At 33.1% G+C, this 19,173-nt stretch carries 22 protein-coding genes; 10 read left to right on the top strand and 12 right to left on the bottom strand.

Features of this window, described 5'->3' with window-relative positions; all coding sequences use genetic code 11:
- Positions 1–12 precede the first annotated feature (12 nt).
- The 7 genes from atpG to CKBE_RS01130 all read right to left on the bottom strand — a co-directional run bounded on the left by atpG (position 13) and on the right by CKBE_RS01130 (position 5,236).
- Positions 13–912 (bottom strand): F0F1 ATP synthase subunit gamma, encoded by a 900-nt coding sequence (gene atpG / locus CKBE_RS01160; protein WP_015237779.1) that lies wholly within the window; start codon positions 910–912, stop codon positions 13–15.
- Between the two features lie 35 nt (positions 913–947).
- Positions 948–2,489 carry a F0F1 ATP synthase subunit alpha gene (gene atpA / locus CKBE_RS01155; protein WP_015389950.1) on the bottom strand — a complete coding sequence of 514 codons (1,542 nt, stop codon included), beginning with the start codon at positions 2,487–2,489 and terminating at the stop codon, positions 948–950.
- A gap of 23 nt (positions 2,490–2,512) precedes the next feature.
- Entirely contained in the window at positions 2,513–3,058 is a 546-nt protein-coding gene (locus CKBE_RS01150; RefSeq protein WP_041571759.1) for a F0F1 ATP synthase subunit delta, read from the bottom strand.
- A 17-nt stretch (positions 3,059–3,075) separates the two neighbouring features.
- Entirely contained in the window at positions 3,076–3,546 is a 471-nt protein-coding gene (locus CKBE_RS01145) for a F0F1 ATP synthase subunit B (protein ID WP_015389949.1), read from the bottom strand.
- A 79-nt stretch (positions 3,547–3,625) separates the two neighbouring features.
- Positions 3,626–3,868 (bottom strand): F0F1 ATP synthase subunit C, encoded by a 243-nt coding sequence (atpE, locus tag CKBE_RS01140; protein ID WP_015237775.1) that lies wholly within the window; start codon positions 3,866–3,868, stop codon positions 3,626–3,628.
- A 72-nt stretch (positions 3,869–3,940) separates the two neighbouring features.
- Positions 3,941–4,822, bottom strand: a complete 882-nt coding sequence (atpB, locus tag CKBE_RS01135; protein WP_015237774.1) for a F0F1 ATP synthase subunit A — start codon at positions 4,820–4,822, stop codon at positions 3,941–3,943.
- Positions 4,823–4,885: 63 nt separating this feature from the next.
- Entirely contained in the window at positions 4,886–5,236 is a 351-nt protein-coding gene (locus CKBE_RS01130; protein WP_420804535.1) for a hypothetical protein, read from the bottom strand.
- Between the two features lie 164 nt (positions 5,237–5,400).
- Here CKBE_RS01130 and CKBE_RS03890 point away from each other — a divergent pair, with 164 nt between their 5' ends.
- The 4 genes from CKBE_RS03890 to CKBE_RS01120 all read left to right on the top strand — a co-directional run bounded on the left by CKBE_RS03890 (position 5,401) and on the right by CKBE_RS01120 (position 7,394).
- Positions 5,401–5,652: a M61 family metallopeptidase gene (locus CKBE_RS03890; protein WP_015237772.1), complete on the top strand. Its 252-nt coding sequence runs from the start codon at positions 5,401–5,403 to the stop codon at positions 5,650–5,652.
- A gap of 436 nt (positions 5,653–6,088) precedes the next feature.
- On the top strand, positions 6,089–6,622 hold the full coding sequence (locus CKBE_RS03885) for a M61 family metallopeptidase (protein WP_015237771.1): 534 nt from the start codon (positions 6,089–6,091) through the stop codon (positions 6,620–6,622).
- A 146-nt stretch (positions 6,623–6,768) separates the two neighbouring features.
- Positions 6,769–6,939, top strand: coding sequence for a PDZ domain-containing protein (locus CKBE_RS03955; protein WP_157861886.1), 171 nt, complete (start codon positions 6,769–6,771; stop codon positions 6,937–6,939).
- A gap of 95 nt (positions 6,940–7,034) precedes the next feature.
- The gene (locus tag CKBE_RS01120; protein WP_015237770.1) at positions 7,035–7,394 is read left to right on the top strand and encodes a dihydroneopterin aldolase; all 360 of its coding nucleotides are present in this window, start codon (positions 7,035–7,037) and stop codon (positions 7,392–7,394) included.
- 10 nt (positions 7,395–7,404) lie between these two features.
- On the opposite strand, the gene CKBE_RS01115 is transcribed toward CKBE_RS01120, so the two are convergent.
- The 3 genes from CKBE_RS01115 to CKBE_RS01110 form a co-directional block, all read right to left on the bottom strand.
- Complete coding sequence (locus tag CKBE_RS01115; protein WP_041572279.1) at positions 7,405–8,583, bottom strand: FAD-dependent monooxygenase; 1,179 nt, start codon at positions 8,581–8,583, stop codon at positions 7,405–7,407.
- 578 nt (positions 8,584–9,161) lie between these two features.
- Complete coding sequence (locus tag CKBE_RS03915) at positions 9,162–9,371, bottom strand: MltA domain-containing protein (protein ID WP_157861885.1); 210 nt, start codon at positions 9,369–9,371, stop codon at positions 9,162–9,164.
- 17 nt (positions 9,372–9,388) lie between these two features.
- Entirely contained in the window at positions 9,389–9,610 is a 222-nt protein-coding gene (locus CKBE_RS01110) for a hypothetical protein (protein WP_192811404.1), read from the bottom strand.
- 214 nt (positions 9,611–9,824) lie between these two features.
- On the opposite strand from CKBE_RS01110, the gene rpe reads away from it, so the two are divergent.
- The 6 genes from rpe to trpC all read left to right on the top strand — a co-directional run bounded on the left by rpe (position 9,825) and on the right by trpC (position 15,404).
- Positions 9,825–10,514, top strand: coding sequence for a ribulose-phosphate 3-epimerase (gene rpe, locus CKBE_RS01105; RefSeq protein WP_015237768.1), 690 nt, complete (start codon positions 9,825–9,827; stop codon positions 10,512–10,514).
- 19 nt (positions 10,515–10,533) lie between these two features.
- Positions 10,534–11,226: an HAD-IA family hydrolase gene (locus CKBE_RS01100; RefSeq protein ID WP_015237767.1), complete on the top strand. Its 693-nt coding sequence runs from the start codon at positions 10,534–10,536 to the stop codon at positions 11,224–11,226.
- A 227-nt stretch (positions 11,227–11,453) separates the two neighbouring features.
- Positions 11,454–12,965, top strand: a complete 1,512-nt coding sequence (gene trpE, locus CKBE_RS01095) for an anthranilate synthase component I (protein ID WP_015389946.1) — start codon at positions 11,454–11,456, stop codon at positions 12,963–12,965.
- Between the two features lie 39 nt (positions 12,966–13,004).
- On the top strand, positions 13,005–13,571 hold the full coding sequence (locus CKBE_RS01090) for an anthranilate synthase component II (RefSeq protein WP_015389945.1): 567 nt from the start codon (positions 13,005–13,007) through the stop codon (positions 13,569–13,571).
- A 16-nt stretch (positions 13,572–13,587) separates the two neighbouring features.
- Entirely contained in the window at positions 13,588–14,619 is a 1,032-nt protein-coding gene (gene trpD / locus CKBE_RS01085) for an anthranilate phosphoribosyltransferase (RefSeq protein ID WP_015389944.1), read from the top strand.
- Positions 14,616–15,404, top strand: coding sequence for an indole-3-glycerol phosphate synthase TrpC (gene trpC / locus CKBE_RS01080; RefSeq protein ID WP_015237763.1), 789 nt, complete (start codon positions 14,616–14,618; stop codon positions 15,402–15,404). Before trpD ends, trpC begins: the two co-directional genes overlap by 4 nt.
- Positions 15,405–15,413: 9 nt before the next feature.
- On the opposite strand, the gene glmS is transcribed toward trpC, so the two are convergent.
- Together glmS and glmU are read right to left on the bottom strand one after the other, a co-directional pair.
- Positions 15,414–17,243: a glutamine--fructose-6-phosphate transaminase (isomerizing) gene (glmS, locus tag CKBE_RS01075; RefSeq protein ID WP_015389943.1), complete on the bottom strand. Its 1,830-nt coding sequence runs from the start codon at positions 17,241–17,243 to the stop codon at positions 15,414–15,416.
- 478 nt (positions 17,244–17,721) lie between these two features.
- Complete coding sequence (gene glmU / locus CKBE_RS01070) at positions 17,722–19,089, bottom strand: bifunctional UDP-N-acetylglucosamine diphosphorylase/glucosamine-1-phosphate N-acetyltransferase GlmU (RefSeq protein WP_015237761.1); 1,368 nt, start codon at positions 19,087–19,089, stop codon at positions 17,722–17,724.
- Positions 19,090–19,173: the final 84 nt, after the last annotated feature.

The following is a 19,173-nucleotide window of genomic DNA, read 5'->3' as shown; positions in this document are numbered from 1 at the left end:
CTTAAACATACTTTAAACAGCTGATGCGCCGCTAACGATTTCAGAGATTTCTTTAGTAATCGCTGTCTGGCGATTCTTGTTGTATATCATCTGCAAATCATCAATAACTCTTTTTGCATTATCGGAGGCTGCTTTCATCGCAACCATTCTTGCAGACTGTTCTGAAGCCATATTTTCAACTATAGCCTGATACAACAAACAATCCACATAACGATCCAAAAGATTATCTATTACAGATTTAGCATCTGGCTCATAAATATAGTCCCAATTGTAAACATTTGCATTATCAGAAGTATAGTCTTTATCAATTTTATGATACGGATCATCTAGATTCACTGATAATGGCAAAAATCTCGAAAATATTGGTTCCTGCCTCATTGTATTCACAAATCGAGTTGAAGCGACATATAAAGAATCTATCTTACCTTCCATATACGCCTTTAACTGAACATCCATAACTGGCAATAATCTACTGATGTCAGGAACATCACCTAATTGGGTCTCTTGCGATAATAAATTACTACCTATGCGGGTAAGAAGATTGAGGCTTTTTTGACCAAATGCAGACGTATATACCTCTATATTATCTTTATTAAATTCTTTAAGTTTAGATAATACCAATCTACTTATATTAGTATTCATTCCTCCGCATAAACCCTTATCTGTAGAAACTAAAATTATCCCAACCGCAGAAATTTTTCTTTCAATTAAATAAGGATGAGAATATTCTGGATTTCCCTGCATAAGATGAATGGCTATCCTACGCATATTACTAGCATAAGGACGGAATATCTTCATCCTATCTTGAGCCTTCCTCATCTTAGAGGCGGCAACCATCTCCATGGCTCTAGTAATTTTACTAGTGCTCTGCACACTCTTAATCTTACTACGAATTTCTTTAATCCCAGGCATTGATATTTCCTAACCAAAAATGCTAATAAGCCCACTTAAAAAGTATTAAGTTCTTTAAAATTCTGAATAGCCAAAGATAAATCTTTCTCATCTTTCTGGCATAAATCCTTACTATTTTCAATCCTATCAATAATTGAAGAGTAATTTTTTATAAAGAAATCCTTTATGAACCTTTCAAATAAAGCGATGTCTGAAACATTTACATCGTCCATAAAACCTCTATTCAAAGAGAATAATAATAGAGCCTGCTCCCACACCTTTAATGGTTGATATTGCGCTTGTTTAAGCAATTCAACTACTCTTTTACCTCTATCTAACTGACGACGTGTTGCCTCATCCAAATCAGAAGAAAATTGAGAAAAAGCAGCTAATTCTCTATACTGAGCCAAGTCAGTTCTAATCCCACCAGATAATTTTTTAATAATCTTAGTTTGAGCTGATCCACCAACCCTAGAAACAGATATGCCAGCATTAATAGCTGGTCTAATTCCAGCATTGAACAAATCAGTTTCCAAAAATATCTGTCCATCAGTGATTGAAATAACATTTGTTGGCACAAACGCTGAAACATCACCAGCCTGAGTTTCAATTATTGGCAAAGATGTTAGAGAGCCAGTTTTATTTTTAACAACACCTTTGGTAAATTTCTCTACATAATTCTCACTAACCCTAGCAGATCTCTCAAGCAAACGAGAATGCAAATAAAACACGTCTCCTGGATATGCTTCTCTACCAGGAGGACGTTTCAATAATAATGATATCTGCCTATAAGCCCATGCTTGCTTTGTTAGATCATCATATACGATAAGTGCATCTTCGCCTCTATCTCTAAAGTACTCACCCATTGTACATCCTGAATATGGAGCTATATATTGCATAGCTGCAGAGTCGGAAGCAGTAGCGGCCACTATTATAGTATATTCCAAAGCGCCATATTCTTCTAATTTCCTAACAACATTGTTAATTGAAGCTGCCTTTTGGCCAATAGCCACATAAATACAGGTAACGCCACTATTTTTCTGATTAATAATTGTATCAATAGCCACACTAGTCTTTCCCGTCTGCCTATCTCCAATAATAAGTTCACGCTGCCCCCTGCCTATAGGAACCATAGAATCTATAGACTTAATGCCTGTTTGTAAAGGCTGAGAAACTGTACGTCGATCAATAACACCAGGAGCAACTTTCTCTATAATGTCAGTAGCATCATGTTTTATAGATCCTCTACCATCTATAGGCTCACCAAGTGCATTAACTACACGTCCACGTAATCCATATCCAACCGGGACTTCTAATATGCGGCCTGTTGTTCTAACAATGTCTCCTTCAGAAATACCAGTATAGTCTCCTAAAACAACAGCTCCTACAGAATCACGCTCGAGATTAAGAGCAAGACCTATAGAATTATTAGAAAACTCTAACATCTCTCCTTGCATAACATCCGACAATCCGTATATGCGAGTAATACCATCAGTAACAGAAACAACAACACCACTTGTACGAACATCTACTTCTGAATCCATACCCTCGATACGTCTTTTTATAAACTCACTAATCTCTGAGGGATTTAGTTGCATATTAACTCCTGAAAATTTATTGTTTACAAGGCCGACAAGACTTCTTGCATTCTAGTCAAACTATTTTTAACTGAGATGTCAAACACTTTGTCTTCGATAAAAATTTTGACCCCGCCAATGAGTGATTCATCAACAAGAATTTTAGGCCTTAAAATCAACCCTGTTAGACTCTCTAATTTAGCAATTAAACTTTTAATCTGGTCTGCAGATAAAGAAAAAGCGGTAAAAATCTTAGCTACGCCAACACCTTCATAATTATTCTTTAATCTCAAAAATTGTTCAGAAACATAAGGCAATATCAATAAATTATTACGCTCTATAAGTAATTCTATAAGATTGAAAAACATCTTAGGAGCTTCAGGACTTAACAAATTTTTTAATGCTTCTAGTTTTTCTAGCTTGCCAATAATTGGATTAGAAATAAACTGCTCCACATCACTGTTAGACACAACCCTAGCAGCATCATTCAGAACTAAGGACCAAAAATCCAAAGATGATGTGCTTTTATCTTGAATCACAGAAAATAGTGCTTCAGCATACTTTCTAGCTACTGTCAAAAACATTATCATAAAATCTATCCAAAAATCTATAACTCAGACTTAAGACGATCTAATATATCTCTATGCTCATTTAGATCAACTTCACGTCGAAGTATTTGTTCCGCCCCTTTTATTGCTAGAATAGCAACATCTTCTCTTAATAAATCTCTGGCATTGCGAATAATAATCTCTGTATCTTGTTGAGCTTGAGCTATGATTTTTGATCTTTCTGACTCAGCATCAGATTTAGCTTTGTCAATAATATCAGATACCTGCCTCTCGGCATTAGATATACGTTCATGCGCCTCTTTTTTTGCATTATCTGCTATCAGCTTAACACGATCATTAACAATAGAAAGCTCAGCAATACTCTTCTCTGCCGCTGATAAACCGTCGGATATTTTTTTGCGACGCTCATCAATTACTTTTATGAGATTAGGCCAAACAAATACCATAGTGGCCAATCCCAAAATAAAAAACACAACCATCTGAAAAAAAATCGTCGCATTTAAATTCACGGTTTAATATCTCCAATAACTGTACTTTCTAAAAAACAAATAAAACTAATAAAAGTTTTATAAATATTTTCTAAACCTACTAAGCAACAAAAGGATTGGCAAAAGCAAACAGCATTGCTATACCAACACCTATTAAAAATGCAGCATCTATCAAGCCAGCTAACAAAAACATTTTTGTTTGCAAAGCATTCATTAATTCAGGTTGACGAGCAGATGCTTCTAGATATTTTCCTCCCATAATCGCAATACCTATACAAGCCCCAATAGCACCTAAACCTACAATGAAAGCACAAGAAATAGCAACAAGGGCAGCATTAGTCATAATAAACTCCTAAATTACAAGATAAATAAAAAGTAAAAAAGATAATAAAAAATCATACGGGCACTATAAAACCTAATGACCATCATGTGCCTGTCCAATATAAACAAGCGTTAACATCATAAAAATAAACGCCTGCAAAATCACTATTAGAATGTGGAAAATAGCCCAGAGTGAACCAGCTAATAAATGAGTAAACCCTAAAGCGTAACTCAGACCATTAAAACCACTCCAAGAACCCCCTAATAAAGCTATAAGCATAAAGACTAGTTCGCCAGCAAACATATTCCCAAACAACCTCATTCCTAAGGAAACAGTTTTAGCAAAATACTCCACTAAGTTCAATAGCAAATTAGCAGGAGCAATAATCAAAGAGGTTAAACCACTAGCATGAAACGGAGCAAAGAATAGATCATTGAAAAATCCTCTAGTATGTTTTACCTTTATGCCGTAATACAAAGTTAATAATAAAACACCCAAGGACATGCCAATAGGAATATTCAAATCAGCAGTAGGAAGCGCTCTATGATAATAAAATAAACTATCATGATGATTCCCAACACCTAAAATCTTAAATATGGCTGAAAAAAGATCAACTGGAAGAAAATCCAGAGCATTCATCAAAACAATCCAAACAAAAATAGTAAGAGCCAACGGAGAAACAAACTTTCTGCTATCTGCACTACTTATAATAGATCTCGACTGCTCATCAACCATATCTACAATCATCTCAACAAATGCCTGAAAACGACCTGGGACCCCACTTGTTGATCGTCTTGCCACAAGCCATAATAAAAAAACAACTAAAATCCCTGTAGATACTGACCAAAATAGTGAATCATAGTTTATTACATTAAATTGAACTATAGACTCTTGTTGTTTCCCAATATTATTCATGTGCACTAAATGGTGCTGTATATAGAAGGACTGAGGTGACACTTCATGGGAAGAAACCATAACTAAATCCTGTTGCTCCAATTGTTAAATAATATTTAACGAGTAGTTTTAGAAAATTATATTCTACATAAATCTTTTAAAGATTAATAGTAACAAGTAACCTTTAAGAGAAAAAAACAAACCAGATAAATAGAAAAACCAGGATATATTTTCTGAATATAAAAAAACAAAAAACCATATAAGAAAAACAGCAAAGATTAATTTAATAAAATTACCAACAAAGAAAAGACAGGCTTGTTCCCTGTAGTTAATAACATTAGGTATCAAACACATATATACAACAAAGATAGAAATAGGAATTAAATATGCAGAACAACCTAAAAAAAATGAAGCACCTATTCTCCAGTCTATTGCCAAACCAATAGATGAAAAAACCACTGCTATCATCCACTGAAAGATTATAAGCCTCACCACAAAATACATTATAAGATTCTCACAAGCAACATATACTGGGAAATTATAACATTTTAAATTATCATAGAGCCTAGTAGACTATTTTTGAATTCTGTTAAGCTCACAAAAAATTTAAATCCAAAATTAAAATTAAAAAATAAATTATAGCCACTAACTAAATAACCATGGAAAAGTCAATAAACTATCAATTAGATATGTTTGATATTCCAGGACATGGATATAAAGTTCAAATAAAAATAAATGAACCAAACCAGAATGGGAAAATACTATCAATGCGTGCATGGACGCCAGGAAACTATGTTATAAGAGATTTCTCCAGAAACATGGAAGCCATACTAGCTTATTCGGAAGATGTTGCTCTAACAACAAAAAAAATTAACAATCATTCTTGGATACTAGATTATTTTTACAAGTAGATGGAAAACAAGATGCTAAGTGTATTCTACAAATAAGAAAAATCAGTAACTGGAACATATATTACCAGCTTAACAAAATTAGAAATAGAATCTACCAATAAAGACACAGAATTCTGGACCTATTCCTCCAAATGTTATGATTAGCTTATAGATCATCCTGTTGAAATTGGAAGATCAAAAATAAGCAGTTTCTTCTCTGGCGGAATTATACATGAAATAGTATTTTCAGGAGACTCGTACAAAATAGATACTAATAAAATTACTGAGGATATACAAAAATATGTGAATCACAAATAAATTTTTTTGATCCTATAAATGAAGTATCTCCTTTCTCTGATAGCAGCGATAAATTCATTTTTTTATAAACATAAGTCATAAATATAGTGGAGGCCTAGAGCACAGATCATCTTATGCTTTATGCATAGAGAAAAAATACTTGCCTATAATTGGAATAGAGCCTTCTGAAAAATATAGAGAACTACTGGGATTATTCAGCCATGAATACTTTCATTCATGGAATGTAAAGATAATTAAACCAGAGGCATTTATCGAATACAATTTACAAGAAGCTAACCAAACATCATTATTATGGGTATTTGAAGATTTTACACCATATTATGAGAATGCTTTTCTTTTAAGATCAAAATTAATTAGTTATAGCGTATACATAGATATTATATGCAAGAAAATAAATAAATTGATGAGTCTCCCTGGCCTAAAAAAGCAAACTCTGGCACAAAGTTCTTTTGATGCAAGGACTAGTTATTATAAACAAGATGAAAACTCCCCAAACTCAACAATAAGTTATTACCTTAAAGGATCTATTATTGCGCTAGTACTAGATTCAACAATAATAAAAGATAGCAACGGAAAATACTCTTTGGATGATGTTATGAGATTTATGCGGGATAAATATGGTCGCAATTTCTACAAGGGAATAAAAAAAAAGGCGCGACTGAGAACCACATAGAAAATATAATAAGGAAATCAACAAATTTAGATGCTGAGACATTCATAAAAAACTATGTTTATGGCCTAAAAGAAATCCCTATACAAGAATGGCTAATACAATATGGAGTTAAGTTAGAATTCATAAAAATAAAAAACCTATTTTAGATGCAAAAATTAAAAGCAAGAACAATGGCGTCCCTATTAGAAACTATATTAGAAAATGGAACCGCTTACAAAGCTGTTCTATCATCTGGTGATTTATTTATAGTAATAGATGGAACTATGGTAAATAATAGTAACAATGAAGCGGATATATTAAATGAATATAAAATATAAGTTACATACAGTCAATTCAGAAATTAATTAATGCATAAATATATTAAAATGTTATAACATTGTGGCAACTATCAATTTCAATAAGGCTTAAACTAATGATATTTTCAAGAAAAATATTAATATCCGATTTAATTATAGATTCCAGTATAGGCATTTTAGAGAAAGAAATAAAAAATAAACAGCCAATAAAAATTGAGGCAAAAATAGAACTAACATCTTCATATACCATTATGGATGACATTGAACAAGTAGTGGATTATAGAAGTATAGTTGAAATTATAACAAAGGTGGCAACTAGCAAGCATTTTGGATTGATAGAGGCTTTGTCTTACAAGATAGCCACCAATCTCCTGGAAAGCTTATCAGAAATAATCTCAATAAAACTAACAATAAGCAAGTTTAATGTATTTAATAACTGCAAAAGTATTTCGATAGAAGAAGAGTACAATAGATAATTACCAGAGATTAATTTTTAGAAGCAAATTTTACGATTATTGGTTTAAGGAAAAAAGCCTTATTTAAAAAAGATAACCCATAATTACGAGCTAATTTAATCAGAGGAAATCTACTGCTAAAAATTTTGTGTAGAGCATCCGTTACAAAATACATGCGTGAAACTTGCCTACTTCTGATTCTGCTATATTTGTTTAAGAGCTCAATGTCACCAAAATTCTGGTTCGGAGCTTTAGACAAAAGAATATCACATAAAGACTCTGCATCCCCTAATCCTAAATTCAATCCCTGGCCTGCCAGAGGATGTAATCTATGAGCCGCATCCCCAACAAAAGCCATGCCATGGGCAATAAAACTAGATCTCTCTAATGTTAAATTGAACCTTGATATTTCATTGCTTACTATCTTCAAACATCCTAATCTCTGGCAAGTAATCTCATTTAATTTCTTCTCTATGTATGATTTTTGTTGATCAATATTAATGTCATTTAAACAATTAATGATATCTTGGTTCGTAGACCACACCATGGATAACTGATTACCAAAAGACAGATTAGGCAATGGTAATAATGCTAAAATGCCATGCTCCCCAAACCATTGGAAAGCTTTACTTCTATGAGAGCCATGAGCACAGATATTCGCAATTAAACTGATTTCGTTATAATCCTTAACTGAGCGAGCAACTCCTGCCAAATCACGCAATGTAGATCTAGAGCCATCTGCTCCAATAAAAAGATCTGCAGATATTCTCTTTCCTCCCTCGGTAATCATAATACCATCACTATAGCCAGAGCAACGATCATCGATCCATGATACTCCCAAATCGATAAGCTCCTTGACTAACGATCTCTCAATTTCTGATGCTTCTACGATCCAAGATAATTGTGATACTGATGACTGCCAAGAACTTAAATCAAGCATAGAACTATAAGCATCCCCATATATTTCCATACCAATAACAGCGGTTAAACGGCCAATTGGAATATTAGACCAACAGCCTATTCTTTCTAAGAATTTTTGACTAGATGCCGATATAGCATATATTCTTGATCCATATTCATCGTTATATGTAGGTTTATCTACATAACGATGTGCAATTATAGTAACATTTTGTTTTTTTTGGGATAATGCCAAAGCAGTCGAAAGACCAACTATACCTGCTCCGCAAACAACTATATCAGTTCTATTCATAATATTTAATAATATATATTTTATGCTTTTGGAAGTAATATCCATACATTACAAGGCTGCTTAAATTTCCCTGCAATCAATCATGAATCAAAACAGCCATCAATAAATAAATCTAAACTGCCAGGGCCCCTTCCAGTATCTTGCACGAATACAAAATGCTAAAATAAAGAAGAATCAGGAAGATTAAATGATATAAACATTGTAGTACATAATGTTATAAAATTACTATTAATAACAATAGAACGCATCGCCGTCAACTCTATACTACAAGCTCCAGTAGGACCAAGCTCTGATTTTAATTTATCACTCTCAGAAAAAATATATAAGATGGATTTGTATTTAATAAATCAAATATCCTATCCGGATGATGTTTTGTTCAATACTTAATAAAAGGTACAGATATCTTATATCTATCTATCGATTCTTATTTCACTAACCAATCGCTAATTGATATGTACGTATGACCATTATGATCAGAAAACGATAGCTTAATTATCTCTCCAATATTATCTTCATCCGTAAAAAACACTCCCATAACCTTAAATACCTAGAAAATAGTTATCTATCAAATCATCTGTCTAAACTATAACTAGTAAATACTCATATTTTAATACAATTTCTGCTCTTGAATAATATGGAATAACTATACCCTTTATAATTCTACCACTAATTACTCTGCACTTTAACTCAGGATAAACTGATGACAAATCCATTCTAAGAAGGTTCTCTGGAACACCTATAATTGACCATTGATAAATACCATGCTTATATCTAAAACATCTTAACAACGACTTATAGTATACAGTTAACAGCCCATTTGACAGCTAGTTGATGACTCCATACCATGAACTTGCAATAGAACATATTTTTTCCAATCCTTTACCTTCACATAGTCATTAATAGAATTTTTTTTTTCATGACCAGATATATATTGACAATTACTTAAAAATATTGACCAAAATTGTACAAAATCTTCTTTTCCCCAATTGGGAATACTATTCCAATCTGATTTTCTGAAATTTTTCAATACAATATTATAAGTATACTGCGTATAGCCATATGAATCTAAGAGAGTATAGAAAAATGTATTAATAATAAAAATTATTCTCACTCAAAACTCTAAAGCAGTCTAATATCAAAAGCTTAAAACAACAGACTATGTAAAAATGTATGGCGCAAGATATAAACAAAGGCAATAATACGACAAATATTTATAAGATTAACATTTCAGATAAATTTTCATGAATATAAAAAAATCACCGATTCTAATTGCACCAAGCATTCTATCAGCTAATTTTGCCTATTTAGGATCAGAAGTGGAGAAAGTTGTAAAATCCGGTGCTGATTGGATACATATAGATGTTATGGATAACCAATACGTGCCAAATCTGACCCTTGGGCCCATGGCATGCCAATCTATACGATCTGTAACCACAGCCCCTTTAGATATACACTTAATGGTAGAATCTCCAGATAATATTATCCCAAAATTTGCTAAGAGTGGGGCTGATATAATTACCGTTCATCCAGAAACGACAAAACACTTGGATAGAACATTATCCATAATAAGGGATCATGGATGCAAATCTGGGCTAGCATTTAATCCTTCAACCTCGCTAAATTATCTAGATTACATTATAGATAAAATTGACCTAGTATTAATAATGTCGGTAAACCCAGGGTTGGGTGGTCAAAAATTCATACCATCAGCTGTAGCAAAAATAAAAGAAGCATCTAAAATTATAGAACATTGGCAAAAAATTAATGAAGGATCTATATTTTTGCAAGTTGATGGAGGAATTAACGCAAATAATATAAAGGATGTTTATGCAGCTGGAGCTAATGTATTTGTTGCGGGATCTGCTATCTTTAACTCAGAAAATTATACTAATGCCATTAGCTTAATGAAATCTAATGCTATATCTAATTGATAATTCTAACTAAAAATATATGAATGAAATTAATTCGGTACTAATAGATTTAGATGGCACTATGATTGATTCCATCTCTGATATATCAGATGCTATCAATATCATGCTAAAAGAAATATCTCTAGATAATATACCTGAAAATGCAGTAAAAAATCTTATCGGAAAAGGAGTAGACAGTCTTATTAATAAATCTCTATCATTCAACTCTAGCGAAATAAACTTAAGTAAAGATTACTTTACAAAAGCTAAAAACTCGTTTTTAAGAAATTATAAGATAAGAAACGGAAATAAAACTACAGTTTATAATGGCGTGCTTGATGGCTTAAAAACATTAAAAACCAATAAAATCAGAACATCTGTGGTAACCAACAAACCAACAGAACTAGCTATGAAAATATTACGAGACACTAATTTATTACCATTTTTTGAATATATTATATGTGGGGATACATGCCAAAAATGTAAGCCTTTCCCAGATCAAATATTGCTGGCATGCAAAAAAATGAATATTAAACCACAACAAACTATATTCGTTGGAGACTCACTAAATGATGTACTATCCTCTAAGTCAGCAAACACTGCAGCCACTTTATTGGTTTCCTATGGATACAATAATAACTCAAATATACAAGCAATGGGAGCTGATGTAATTATAGATAACTTGACAAAAGTTTCTCAATGGGTTCATCATTATAATAGTGTTACTTTGTAGTATTTTTTGATCATTTAAATCAATTTCATAGCTAATTATAAAATTATGAGTCATAACTTCCTGAAAAAAACACATGACGCTTTGTGGCGCTGGTGGCGTACTCCGCCCGGGTAAATGATTCTTATTAGATCCCAATAAAATAATTTGCTTTAATAAGCAAAACCTCAATCAAACCCGGAACAATTTATTAAAGTTCTGGGTTTTTTATTAGTAAGCATGGAAAAAATATGACGGAAATAGAATTCAATCACCTAGTATCTCAAGGATATAATAGGATACCATTAATATCAGAAACTTATGCAGATTTAGATACGCCTTTATCGTTATATCTTAAGCTTGCATACTCGAATAATAGCTCTGGGAAAATGAGTTGTTTGCTCGAATCAGTAATGGGTGGAGATCGTTTTGGGAGGTACTCTTTTATTGGATTGCCAACAGAAACAGTGTTGCGATCTATTGGAAATACAACTGAGGTCATAACAAATGGTAAGGTTTTAGAGAAACATGAAGGCAATCCTCTTGATTTTATAGAAAAATATCAATCCAGATTTAGAGCCGCTCCTTTGCCTGGAGTATTACGATTTTGTGGTGGATTGGCTGGATATTTTGCTTACGATGTGGTTCGCAATATTGAACCATGTCTAGGACCTGCGGTAAAACCGTTCCCTCTAGGAATGGGGGAAGGGACACCTGATATCATGTTATTGCATATAGATGAATTGGCAGTAGTTGATAATTTAGCTGGACGTATTTATCTAATAGTATATGCAGATCCTAACAAACCAGAGAGCTATTCAAAAACACAGAAAAGACTAACAGAGCTGAAGAATAGACTAAAAAAACCTATAGAGACACCTTATTCTCACAATAGTATGCAAACTAGCGAGCAACGCAATTTCTCTAAAAAAGACTATATATCTGCTGTAAGAAAAGCTAAAGAGTATATTGAGGCCGGTGACCTTATGCAAGTAGTGATTGGTCAAACAATAACAAAATCATTTAGGGATAATCCTCTATCATTATATAGATCATTAAGATCAATAAACCCTTCTCCTTACATGTATTTCTGGAACTTTGATGATTTCCAAGTTGTTGGATCATCGCCAGAAATATTAGTTAGACAAGAAAAAATTATAATCAACGGAGCAAAAAAATCACAGATTACAATAAGACCACTGGCAGGAACAAGAAAAAGAGGTGGTACTCGTGAGCAAGATATTGAGCTAGAAAAGTCTCTTAAATCTGATACAAAAGAAATTGCAGAGCACGTCATGCTTATTGACCTAGCTAGAAATGATATTGGACGCGTAGCTGAAATTGGCTCAGTAAAAGTTACTGATGCCATGACCATAGAGAGATATTCACATGTTATGCATCTAGTATCTAATGTCACAGGAGTATTAAAATCAGATATGGGAAATATGGATGTTCTAAAATCAGCATTCCCAGCTGGTACGCTAACAGGCGCTCCAAAAGTACGAGCAATGGAAATAATAGATGAGTTGGAACCAGTAAGAAGAGGAATATACGGAGGAGCTGCTGGATATATGAGCTATAATGGAGAAATGGACGTGGCAATAGCAATACGTACTGGAATTATTAAGAATGGAATACTCTATGTTCAATCTGCCGCCGGAATAGTAGCAGACTCTGATCCAGAGTTAGAATGGGCTGAAACTGAAGCTAAAGCCAGAGCTATACTTAGAGCAGCAGAACAAGTGCAAAATGGATTAGATTAATAGACATTAGATTGTTATAAACATTAGGAATCAAAGAAAATGCTTTTAATGATAGATAATTATGACTCATTTACATATAACATAATTCAATATTTTGGAGAACTCGGAGAAGAAGTGTGTGTGTACAGAAATGATAAGATTGATATTCAAGGCATAAAAGACCTAAAGCCAGATAGAATATGTATTTCTCCAGGACCTTGCTCTCCTTCTCAAGCTGGAATCAGCATTTCTACCATATTAGAATTTTCTGGGGAAATACCAATATTAGGGATATGTTTAGGACATCAAGCCATAGGTGAGGCATTTGGTGGTAATATCATTAGAGCCAATAATGTTATGCATGGAAAAACAATACAAATATCACATAATGAGCTTGGCGTTTTTCATAGCATACCATCACCATATACAGTAATAAGATATAACTCATTGACTATAGATCCATCAACCGTTCCTGAATGCCTAGAAGTTACAGCCACAGCTCCAGATGGTGATATTATGGGGATAAGGCATAAACAATTACCTGTATTTGGCGTACAGTTTCATCCAGAATCCATACTTAGTGAACATGGATATCAGCTGTTAAAAAATTTTCTTATGATCAATTAGAATAGGAGAATAATTAGTGTCTATTACTGCAACTGAAGTCTTAACTAGATGTATTGAACATAGGGAGATATTCCATGATGAAATGTTCAGCTTAATGAGCATGATGATAAATGGAGAACTATCACCACAAATCTCAAGCGCAATACTAATAGGATTAAGAGTTAAAAAAGAAACTATTGATGAAATAACAGCTTCTGCTTTAGCATTACGAGAATTTTCTAAACAGGTGCCAATTAAAAATAGAGAAAATCTTCTAGATATGTGCGGAACTGGAGGAGATGGCAGTCAAACATTTAATATATCTACTGCAGCTATGTTTGTTGCTGCTGCTGCCGGCGTTAGAGTAGCTAAACACGGAAATCGAGGTGCATCTTCATCCTCTGGCAGTGCTGATGTTTTGGAGGAATTAGGTGTAAATATAGAACTAGAACCAATGCATATTATTGAATGTATAGAAAATACTAAAATAGGATTCATGTTTGCTCCACTACATCAAAAAGCAATGAGTAATATTGCTATGGTTAGAAAAGAAATTGGAGTTCGCACAATTTTTAATATACTAGGCCCGCTAACTAATCCAGCATGTGCCGCAAATCAACTAATGGGAGTTTTCCACTCTGATTTGGTGGGTATTCAAGTTAGAGTTCTAAAAAAACTTAAATCTAACCATGTTTTGACGATATATGGCAAAGAAGGAATGGATGAAGCGGCATTAGGAAGCGCCACAATGGTTGGGGAATTAAAGAACGGGATGATAACAGAGTATGAAATTCATCCTGAGGATTATAATATTCCAATGATATCGAATAGAAGTATTAGAGTATCTAATAGGTCAGAATCAGCTCAACTCATATTAGACTCTTTAAATAATTTAGATGGACCTGCCAGGGATATTGTTGCCTTAAATGCCGGACTAGCAATATATGCAGGCAATAAAGCTAATAGCATTAAACAAGGCGTATCATTGGCTTTTGAAATTATAAAAAACGGATCGGCTAGGGATAAATTAGAAGAATTTAGAGCCTATACTAGGAAGTTCTCAAAATGAATGATATTTTAAAGAAAATTGTACTCGCAAAAAAAGAAGAAATAATAATAGCAAAACAAAAAAACAGCAATTCCGCTCTTGTTGAAAAAATATGCGAACAAGATCCTACCAGGGGTTTTGCTGATGCAATAGAAAAAAAGGTTCAACAAGGATTGCCAAGCGTTATAGCAGAAATAAAAAAAGCATCTCCATCTAAAGGAATATTAAGAAAAGATTTTGATCCAGAAAAATTTGCCATTACCTATGCCAAAAATGGGGCAACTTGCTTATCAGTATTAACTGATAGAGAATTTTTCCATGGATGTTGTGAGGACCTACTTAGAGCTAGATCATCCTGTAATTTACCAATTCTGCGTAAAGATTTTGTAATAGATCCTTATCAAGTTTTAGAAGCACGATCAATAGGAGCAGATTGTATATTATTAATAGTATCTATACTTGATATCAATCAATTAATAGATCTAGAAGCAATTGCAATGGAATTGGGAATGGATGTCTTGGTAGAAACGCATACCCGACATGAAATTGACGCGGCATTACATCTAAAAACAAAACTTATTGGAATTAATAATAGAAATCTCGGTAGTTTCCATACAGACATAAATAACACATTAAATCTAAAGGAATATGTGCCAAACGAAAAAATAATAATTACTGAGAGTGGATTCTCTTCAAAAGAAGATATAGAAATAATGAGAAAATCAAATATAAATGCATTCTTAATAGGGGAAGTATTTATGAAGTCTACAGACCCAGGACAAAAATTAAGCGAACTAATATCTTGATATTAGCATTTATTCCACTGTCACGCTTTTTGCTAAGTTCCTTGGCTTGTCAACATCTGTTCCCCGTATACATGCGGTGTGATAAGCCAATAACTGTAAAGGAATAGTGTGTAAAATAGGTGATAGCATTCCATAATGCTCAGGCATTCTTATTAAGTTTATGCTATCATCGTTGATTCTGCTATCAGAATCAGCAAAAACATATAATTTTCCACCCCTTGCTTGGACTTCTTGCATGTTAGATTTTAATTTCTCTAATAAGCTATCTTTTGGCGCAACTACTACAACCGGCATATTATCGGTCACTAAAGCAAGTGGACCATGTTTTAATTCTCCGGCTGGATATGCTTCTGCATGTATATAACTTATCTCCTTCATTTTCAGAGCGCCTTCAAGTGCTATTGGATAATGCATTCCACGACCAAGGAATAAAGCATTTTCTTTATTAGCAAAATGATTCGCCCAATTAACTACTAAAGGCTCTAAATCGAGAACAGAAGACAGAGATGCCGGCAAATGACGCAAAGCTCTTAGAAAGAGAATTTCATCATCCTTGCTAAGTATAGAACGATTTTTTGCAAGAGTAATAGATAATAAGAATAATGCTGTTAATTGTGTAGTAAAAGCTTTTGTTGATGCCACTCCAATTTCTATACCAGCTCTAGTTATATAGCAAAGTTTGCAATCTCTCACTATAGCACTAGTCTGGGAATTACATATTGCCATATTGTAATTCATTCCCAATGATATCGAATGTTTAAGTGCCGATAAAGTATCAGATGTCTCTCCAGACTGAGATATTACTAATACTAGCGTCTTAGGATTAACAACACTATCTCTATAACGATATTCACTGGCAATCTCAACTGAAACTCTAATTTTAGCAATAGATTCTATCCAATATTTTGCAGTCATACCTGCGTAGTAACTTGTACCACAGGCAATTATTAAAACAGAATCTATATCTCGAAATATTTCTATAGCATTAGATCCAAAGATGTCCTCTGATATGACATTGACCTCTTGCAAAGTATCAGCTACAGCCCTGGGCTGCTCGAATATCTCTTTTTGCATATAATGTCTATAGGCCCCTAATTCTACAACCCCCATAAAACTATTCTTTGGATACTTTTTCCTATAAGCTAGCTTATTATTAGAATCTACTATGCAGAAATTACTATATTGAACATCTACTATATCACCATCATTTAAATATATAACCTCATTAGCTCTACCAGCCATAGCCAGGACATCAGAAGCTAGAAAATTCTCTCCATCACCTAAACCCAATACTAAAGGAGCCCCCTTACAAGAACCTATTATTCTATAAGGCTCATCAACACAAAAGACAGATATAGAATAAGCTCCAGTTAACAACTTAGCAACTTTTTGAACAGTACTAAGAATATCACCATCATATTTATGATTTATAAGATGAACTAAAACTTCTGTATCAGTTTGGCTTTCAAATTTATATCCACATTTCTGTAATTCTATTCTGAGATCATCATAGTTTTCTATTATACCATTATGCACCAACGCAATTCTTGGTTTCCCTGAATCAAGGCTAGAAAAATGTGGATGAGCATTATACGTTGATGGTATACCGTGTGTAGCCCATCTTGTATGAGCCAAACCAATAGAACCGTATAAATTATGCTCTATTATCTGTTTGCTCAGGTCAGAAACCCTCTTCATGCTACGAACCCTTCTTAAACTATCCCTACTATAAATTGCTATACCACAGGAATCATAACCTCTATATTCTAAACGTGATAATCCGTCTAGCAACATAGAAGTTATATCTCTACAAGAAACAGCACTTATAATACCGCACATAATGATTGCCTCAAATAATCAATAATAGGAACTGGATAACAAAACATATAAGATTCATGCCTAGTATTAACAAACTAAAATATTGATAAATATTACACTATATAAAAAATAAAAGGAGTCTAGTCAAAATAAATAAACCCAAGGTATAATCATAAGTAAATAATATGATCAAAAGCATCATTTTAATAACAAAAATTGATAGAAAAACATCAAATAACGCCTGATATGATTATACGTTTTTTACAATTATTAGATTATATTTTTGATAAGTTAATTATTAATTACTATTCTATTTTTAAATAACCATACAATATACGATAATAGTAAAATAATTAAATGAATAATTTCTGTCCAATGCGATCGCACACAAAAACAAGATCAAACCATTACTACTTGATTTAAAACATGTGAATGAAAGTCATCAATATATCCCATTAAAAAATAGTTACTATGTATTATAAATTAACTATAGCCGTTATCAATTCTTCTTTGGTCTCTTCCAGTTAACTATAGTTTTCTGTCTAGACCTAGCTATTGTTAGCTGATCTGCAGGAGCGTCATCAGTTAATGTAGTTCCTGCACCAATAGTAGCACTATTTCCTATTTTTATAGGAGCTATTAATTGCGATCCAGATCCAATAAAAGCATTATCCTCTATAATGGTACGAAACTTATTGGCACCATTGTAATTACAGGTTACAACTCCTGCTCCTATATTAACATTTGATCCAATTTCAGAATCACCAATATATGCTAGATGATTAGCTTTGCTGCTATTTCCAAAACTTGTATTCTTTATTTCTACAAAATTACCTATTTTGGACTTGCTCTTTATATAAGAACTTTTGCATATCTTAGCAAACGGACCTATTACAACATTACTTTCTACTATAGTATTACTTACATGACTATATGCCTCTATAAGAACATTTTCTGCTACTGTAACATCTCTCAAAATGCAATAAGGCCCTATACGGACATCATCTCCCAATTCGACCAATCCTTCAAATATACAACCAACATCTATAAAAACATCGCGGCCAAATTTCAAAGATCCTCGAACATCAAAACGCCTAGGATCTGACAAGGTTAATCCTTTTAACATGTAATTCTTGGCCTGTTCATATTGATATATTCTTTCAATGTTTGCTTGTTGTCTGTGATCATTAATACCAAATACTTCCCAGGAGTATTTGGGCAAAACAGAATTAACAATTACACTATTATTAACAGCTATTTTTACCAAATCTGTAAGATAATATTCTTTTTGTTCATTGTTGTTAAATATCATACTGATCCACTGTTTTAGTTTTTCTGTATGAATAGCAATAATACCAGCATTAATCTCTCTAATAGATATTTGCTCTTGGCTAGCCTCTTTGTGCTCTACTATTTGAACAATATTACCAACATTATCTCGGATAATACGACCGTAGCCATAAGGATTATCAGATATGCTAGTCAATATAGACATCCCGCCACAGCAAGAATCTAGTAATGATCTCAATGTGCTAACACTCACTAGCGGAACATCCCCATACAAAATAAGCGTAGTACTATCTTTGTTATTACGAAAAGATATCATTGATGTAGCACACATTACAGCATGTGCTGTTCCCAACTGAGACTCCTGTAATACAATATTTAAATCATTATGATCTATACATGACTTCACAACATCAGCTTCGTGACCTAAGACAATTGTTATAGAATTAGGATTAAGATTTCTCGCGCTTTCTATTACATACTCTAACATAGGACGTCCTGCCAATGTATGTAAAACTTTTGGAATCTTAGATTGCATTCGTTTTCCAGATCCAGCAGCAAGTATAATAATATTTAGCATAAAAATTATTTAAATAGTTGAAGGCATATTAAATGATACCTAGAAATTAAAAGCGAAATAATAAAACAATCGATAAACAAGCGA

Source organism: Candidatus Kinetoplastibacterium blastocrithidii (ex Strigomonas culicis) (assembly GCF_000319245.1).
GTDB lineage: Bacteria > Pseudomonadota > Gammaproteobacteria > Burkholderiales > Burkholderiaceae_B > Kinetoplastidibacterium > Kinetoplastidibacterium blastocrithidiae.
The sequence above is the reverse complement of the archived record's forward strand: the minus strand, read 5'-3'. Positions and strand labels throughout refer to the sequence as shown.

Bases quoted from the DNA above. Each gene is read 5' to 3' on its own strand.
- atpG (WP_015237779.1), bottom strand. From the start codon at position 912: ATGCCTGGGATTAAAGAAATTCGTAGTAAGATTAAGAGTGTGCAGAGC.
- atpB (WP_015237774.1), bottom strand. From the start codon at position 4,822: ATGGTTTCTTCCCATGAAGTGTCACCTCAGTCCTTCTATATACAGCAC.
- CKBE_RS01100 (WP_015237767.1), top strand. From the start codon at position 10,534: ATGAATGAAATTAATTCGGTACTAATAGATTTAGATGGCACTATGATT.
- CKBE_RS01115 (WP_041572279.1), bottom strand. From the start codon at position 8,583: ATGAATAGAACTGATATAGTTGTTTGCGGAGCAGGTATAGTTGGTCTT.
- glmS (WP_015389943.1), bottom strand. From the start codon at position 17,243: ATGTGCGGTATTATAAGTGCTGTTTCTTGTAGAGATATAACTTCTATG.
- glmU (WP_015237761.1), bottom strand. From the start codon at position 19,089: ATGCTAAATATTATTATACTTGCTGCTGGATCTGGAAAACGAATGCAA.
- CKBE_RS01150 (WP_041571759.1), bottom strand. From the start codon at position 3,058: ATGATAATGTTTTTGACAGTAGCTAGAAAGTATGCTGAAGCACTATTT.
- trpE (WP_015389946.1), top strand. From the start codon at position 11,454: ATGACGGAAATAGAATTCAATCACCTAGTATCTCAAGGATATAATAGG.
- rpe (WP_015237768.1), top strand. From the start codon at position 9,825: ATGAATATAAAAAAATCACCGATTCTAATTGCACCAAGCATTCTATCA.
- CKBE_RS01120 (WP_015237770.1), top strand. From the start codon at position 7,035: ATGATATTTTCAAGAAAAATATTAATATCCGATTTAATTATAGATTCC.
- atpE (WP_015237775.1), bottom strand. From the start codon at position 3,868: ATGACTAATGCTGCCCTTGTTGCTATTTCTTGTGCTTTCATTGTAGGT.
- trpC (WP_015237763.1), top strand. From the start codon at position 14,616: ATGAATGATATTTTAAAGAAAATTGTACTCGCAAAAAAAGAAGAAATA.
- CKBE_RS03955 (WP_157861886.1), top strand. From the start codon at position 6,769: ATGCAAAAATTAAAAGCAAGAACAATGGCGTCCCTATTAGAAACTATA.
- CKBE_RS03890 (WP_015237772.1), top strand. From the start codon at position 5,401: ATGGAAAAGTCAATAAACTATCAATTAGATATGTTTGATATTCCAGGA.
- atpA (WP_015389950.1), bottom strand. From the start codon at position 2,489: ATGCAACTAAATCCCTCAGAGATTAGTGAGTTTATAAAAAGACGTATC.
- CKBE_RS01090 (WP_015389945.1), top strand. From the start codon at position 13,005: ATGCTTTTAATGATAGATAATTATGACTCATTTACATATAACATAATT.